The 5394-nt window shown below is 66.4% G+C and carries 5 protein-coding genes; 3 read left to right on the forward strand and 2 right to left on the reverse strand.

The features are described from left to right. On the forward strand, nt 1-1387 hold a 1387-nt coding region (locus tag AC5JJ6_RS27860), incomplete at its 5' end, for a putative transporter (protein WP_496045182.1). Nucleotides 1388-1394: 7 nt separating this feature from the next. Here AC5JJ6_RS27860 and AC5JJ6_RS27865 read toward each other — a convergent pair. Beyond that, nucleotides 1395-2243 carry a CE1 family esterase gene (locus AC5JJ6_RS27865; RefSeq protein WP_496045183.1) on the reverse strand — a complete coding sequence of 283 codons (849 nt, stop codon included), beginning with the start codon at nt 2241-2243 and terminating at the stop codon, nt 1395-1397. Nucleotides 2244-2255: 12 nt separating this feature from the next. After that, on the reverse strand, nt 2256-2780 hold the full coding sequence (locus AC5JJ6_RS27870; protein WP_496045184.1) for a DUF4142 domain-containing protein: 525 nt from the start codon (nt 2778-2780) through the stop codon (nt 2256-2258). Nucleotides 2781-2993: 213 nt separating this feature from the next. On the opposite strand from AC5JJ6_RS27870, the gene AC5JJ6_RS27875 reads away from it, so the two are divergent. Both AC5JJ6_RS27875 and AC5JJ6_RS27880 read left to right on the forward strand, forming a co-directional pair. Continuing rightward, nucleotides 2994-5126: an ATP-binding protein gene (locus AC5JJ6_RS27875; RefSeq protein ID WP_496045185.1), complete on the forward strand. Its 2133-nt coding sequence runs from the start codon at nt 2994-2996 to the stop codon at nt 5124-5126. Between the two features lie 108 nt (nt 5127-5234). Beyond that, on the forward strand, nt 5235-5394 hold a 160-nt coding region (locus tag AC5JJ6_RS27880), incomplete at its 3' end, for a response regulator (RefSeq protein ID WP_496045189.1).

Below are 5394 nucleotides of genomic sequence, written 5' to 3' on the forward strand. Positions count from 1 at the left end.
GCGCTCCGGGCTGGCTCTCAACCTGCTGGCCGTCGGGCTGGTGGTGATGGGCGTCCTGACGGCGGTCGCGATCCATCTGGGACTCGGCCTGCCGCTGCCGGTCGTGCTCGGGCTGTTTTCCGGCGCCGTCACCAATACGCCGTCGCTGGGCGCCGCCCAGCAGGTGCTGAAGGAAGTCGGTGCTTCCTCCGACGCCTTGGGCCTGCCCAGCCTCGGCTACGCGATGGCCTATCCCTTCGGCATCGCCGGCATCCTGCTGACCATGCTCGGGCTGCGGGCGGTCTTCAGGCTGGATGCCGTCGCGGCGGCGAACTCCTTCGAGGAGCGCCGCCGGGGAGAGGTCGCGGCGGTCGAGACGATGAACGTGATGCTGCGCAACGCCGACCTGGACGGGCGGACGATCGGCGATCTCAAGGAATTGGCGGAAGCCGGCGTGATCGTGTCGCGCATGATGCGGCAGGGCCGGCTTCGGGTGCCCCATAATGGCACGCGGCTGGAGGCGGGCGATATCCTGCATCTGGTCGGATGCCGGCAGGGGCTGGAGCGGATGCAGGACGTGCTCGGCCCGCAGACCGACCAGCCGCTCTCCACCAAGGGCACCGATCTGGCCTGGGCGCGGATCGTCGTGACCAACTCGTCCGTGCTCGGCCGCACGATCGCCGGCCTGAACATCGAGGACACCAACGACGTCAGGATCTCGCGCGTCGTGCGCTCCGGCGTCGAGTTGGTCGCCAGTTCGAACTTGCGGCTGGAGTTCGGCGATATCGTCAACGTCATCGGCCGGCCCGACCATATCCAGGCCGTCACCGGCGTGTTCGGCAATTCGGAGCGCCGGCTTCAGCAGGTCCATCTGGTGCCGATGTTCCTTGGGATAGCACTGGGGATGCTGCTGGGGAGCATCCCGCTGGCGGTGCCCGGCATGCCGGCCCCTCTCAAGCTGGGGCTGGCCGGCGGGCCGCTGATCGCCGCCATCGTCCTGGCGCGGATCGGCCATGTCGGGCCGCTGGTCTGGTTCATGCCGCCGGTCGCCAACACGGCGTTGCGCGAGTTGGGGATCGTGCTGTTCCTGGCCGTCGTCGGCTTCAGGTCGGGCGACCGCTTCATCGATACGCTGATCGACGGCGACGGGCTGTCCTGGATGGCCTGCGGCGCGTTGATAACCATCGTGCCGCTGACCGTGACGGCTCTGATCGGCCTGGTCATGCGGATGAACTATCTGAGCCTGTGCGGCTTGCTGGCCGGCGGCATGACCGACCCGCCTGCCCTGGCTTTCGCCAATGCCCTGACGCCGAGCGAGGCGCCGGCCCTGGCCTATGCCACGGTCTACCCGCTGGTGATGTGCCTCCGCATCATAGCGCCCCAGGTGATGGTCCTGCTTCTGACGTGAGGCGGACTCACTTCAGGGTTTCGAAGAAGTCCATGATGGCCTCCCCGGTGCCGGACGGCCACTGGTGCGGATAGTAGCGGCCCCGCGAAGTCTGGTCCTGATGGTGCGGACACCACAGGACGGGATTGGCGGGATCGTGGGTGGCGAAGCGCTCGCAATCGAAGGGACCGGCTTCCGCCGGTTCCGCCGCGGCCTCGTCTTGGCCGTTCTGCGCCACCAGGGCATCGCGTGCCCGTTCCCCTTCCGAGAACGGCACCAGCTTGTCCGCCGGGTTATGGAGCACCAGCGCCGCGACGCTGCCCCGGCAGTGGGAGCGCTGGACCCCGCCGGCGACGCTGCCGACGCCCCGGATCAGGTCGCCCCTGGCACAAGCGAGGCTGTTGACGAACGACGCGCCCAGCGAGTGGCCGACGACGAAGATGCGGTCGGGATCGACGCAGTAATCCCCGGCGAAGCGGGCGACGATGGCGTCGAACAGCCTGTAGTCGCGCAGGCTGTCGGGCTTGTCGCCGGGATCGGCCCAGCTGAAGGTGCCGTCGGCCTGCCGCAGCGCCAGCGGATAGACGAAGATTGTCGGATCGCCGGCCGGCTGCTCCAGCCCGTAATAGGACCGGACCTGGGCGTTGTCGTTGGTCCGCCCGTGGAAGGCCACGACCAGCCGGTGCGGGTGATCGGGATCGTAGCCGGCGGGAAGATCGGCGATCAGGCTGCGCTCCCGCTCATCCAGCATGACGCGGTCCGGAACGCTGGCGGGCGGTGGCCGGCCGCACCCCGCCGAACCGGCAGCTTCGGCGGTAGCGGCGGTACCGGCCGACCAGAGCAGGACCAGCATGACGGCAGCGAACCAGCGTGACACCCGGAACCCTCCCTAATCCGACGAGGTCTGGCGCGGCAGTTCGGCGCCGAGCGAGCGGGCGATTTCCAGATGGTCGCGCAGCGACGCCAGATGGTTGGCGGCGAAGGTACGGAGTTGCTGATTCCCGCCCTTTTCCGCTTGGCCGGCGAACAGGTCGATCAGTTCCTGATGGGCTTTCGCCTCCGCTTCGAGCCAAGCGTGCTCGAAGGCGTTGCCGGACAGGTTGTCGAAACTCCTGGCGGGCGGAGACGAGGCGGCATCCGCGGCGAGGGAGATCCCGGCATCGGACGCCAGGACCGTCAGCTCCTGGGAGATCGGGCCGTGATCCTCGATGATGCGTTCGGCGAAGATCCGGACCCGCTTGTCGCCGGCCTTGGTCAGCGCCTGCTCGGCGGATTCGATCCGGGAGGCTTCCGCCCGCGCCGCCGCCTCGACGAATTGTCGGTCCTGCTCCGGCGGTCCGGCTGCCGAAGCTGCGGCGGGCAGCCCCGCCGCCAGTGCTAAAACGAGGAGGAGGCCGGCGAACCGATTTTTCATGATGCGTTTCTCATGGAGCGTTTCTCATGGAACGGTGCGGCCCGGCTGGACCTGGAACAGTCCTTCAGTCGCCAACACAGCGGAAGCCCGGTTGATCCATGGCCGGAATGTGAATAGGCGGATATGTCAGCCGAATCTTAACGGCTACCGAGTAGACAGATCTTTCCATTCGAATTGAAAGCGATTTCTGGAAGACGAGGAGATCCGGCCGCCATGGAACCGCGCGACAGCCTGGGCAACCCGCGCGCCGCCGCCCGGAAACGCTGGGCCGCCCGCCTGTTCGGGCTGGCGATGTTCGGTCTTCTCAGCATCATGTTCCTGTTCCAGCTCCGCCAGGACCGGATCGCCTCCCTGTCGGCGGCTACGGCGACGGCGGAACGGCTCGCCCAGGTGCTGGAGGAACACACGCGGGAAACGGCTGCGTCGGTCAACGCCGTGCTCAGCGCCACGGCTCTCCATCTCCGCACCCTCGACGGGGCCGGCACGGCCGACAGGGATACGATCGGGAAAGTATTGGCCGCCAATGCCGACAGCCTGCCTTATCTGAAGGCACTCTCCTTCGTCGACGCCGACGGACGGGTAGTCGCCTCTTCTCTCCCGACCATGCCGATCGGGTTCGATGCGTCGGGCCGCGACTACTTCCGTGCCCATGCCGCCGGAGAAAGGAAGATGCTGATCGGAGTCGCCGTTCCCAGCCTGTTTTCCGGCGCTCCGATCGTGCCTTTGACCATATCGGTCGAGTCCGCGGAGGATGGCAGGTTCGCAGGCATCGTCGTCGCGGTCATGGAACCCAGGCGATTGGAGGGACTTTACAAGGCCTTGCAGGTCGGCGAGCAGGGCATCGTCGCAATCGCGTCGGGCGATACCGTCATGGTGCTTCAGACTCCGGAACGGGAGATCCCGAAGAACAGCGCGATCCCCGCGCATGCCTTGTTCGGCGACCGGCGGCTGGATGCGCCGACGGGGACTTTCCGGATGGAAACGCCCTTGGATGGCGTAGACCGGATCGTGGGCTACCGAAAGCCGGAAGACCTTTCCGTGGTGGTTCTGGTCGGCATCTCTACGGAGGAAGCTCTCGCCCGCTGGCATCACGATGCCCGTGGTTACGTATTCGCCTGGGCCGCGGCCGCTACGGGTGTCGTAGCGCTGACCCTGCTGCTGCTGAAGCAGATGCGCCGCCGCGACCGGGCGGTACTGGCGCTGGAGGATACGACCCAGCGCCTTTGTCGAAACGAGCGGCACCTGATCCGCGCCCAGGCAGTCGCCCATGTGGGAAGCTGGGAGCTGGACCCTCGCTCCGGCCGTGTCGTGTGGTCGGAGATGATGTACGAGATCTTCGCACAGCCGCGCACGTTCCATCTCACCCTGGAGAGCATCGCGGCGTTGATTTCGCGGGAAACCCGATCCCTGCTCCAGCCTCTCCTGGATGCGGCATTGTCCGGCACGGTTCCAACAGGCATCGAGATCGACATCGTTCGTCCGGACGGACAAATCAGGCGCTGCCGGTGCAAGTGCGAACCGATGATGTTCGGTTCCCAGGTGGCAGCCGTCGTCGGCACCTTGCAGGACGTCACCGAGATGCGGCGGGCGGAGGCCAAGCGGTTCGAACTGGAGCGCCAGCTTCAGCAGTCTCTCAAGATGGAGGCGCTGGGCACGCTGGCCGGCGGCATCGCCCATGACCTGAACAACGCGCTGGTGCCCGTGCTGGGCTTGACCGAATGCGTGCTGGAGAACCTTCCCGCCGGAAGCAGGGAGCGCGCCGACCTGGAAGTAGTCGTGGGAGGCGCCGCCCGCGCCCGCGACCTCGTCCGCCAGATCCTGGCCTTCAGCCGCAAGGAAGCCCCGACGCGCCATGCGGTCGACCTCGGCCGGGTCGCTTCCAGCACCTGGGACCTGCTTCGCCGGGTCATGCCGCCCGGCATCAGGATCGAATGCAGCGCCACCCTCGGAGCCATCGTCATGGCCGATCCGTCCCAGTTGCAGCAGGTGATCGTCAACCTGGTGACCAATGCCGCCCAGGCGATCGGCGATTGCCCAGGCGCCATCGTCATTTCCGTGGCGCGGATGGGCGGCGAGGCGCTGCTTTCCGTCGCCGACACGGGCAACGGCATGGATGAGGCGACCCGGACGCGGATCTTCGAACCGTTCTTCACGACGAAGCCGGTCGGCGAGGGGACGGGCCTCGGACTGTCCGTGGTCCACGGGATCGTCACGGGACATGGCGGCAGGATCGATGTGCGCAGCAACTCGGATGCCGGAACGGTCTTCGAGGTGGCATTGCCCCTTGCCGAAATACCCCCTTCCAGCGCGGAAGCTGAAAATCCGAAACTCTGCGATTTTATCTAAAAACCCTCTTAAGGTGGCCGAACAGAATTAGGGCCGCAATGTTTAGTTACAGTATGGAAAGGAATATGCCGCAGAATGCCTTTTGACCGAGAGTTGCGCAGAGGCGAGATGACGACGAAGAGCATTGTGCTGATCGACGATGAAATGCTGGTGCGCGTCACGCTGTCCCGGATCCTGACGCGCGCCGGCTATACCGTCGTGGAAGCGACGAACGGCGAGCAAGGTCTCGAGGCTGTCGCCCGGTCCACGCCCGATCTGGTGATCTGCG

It is taken from the genome of Skermanella sp. (genome assembly GCF_059503625.1).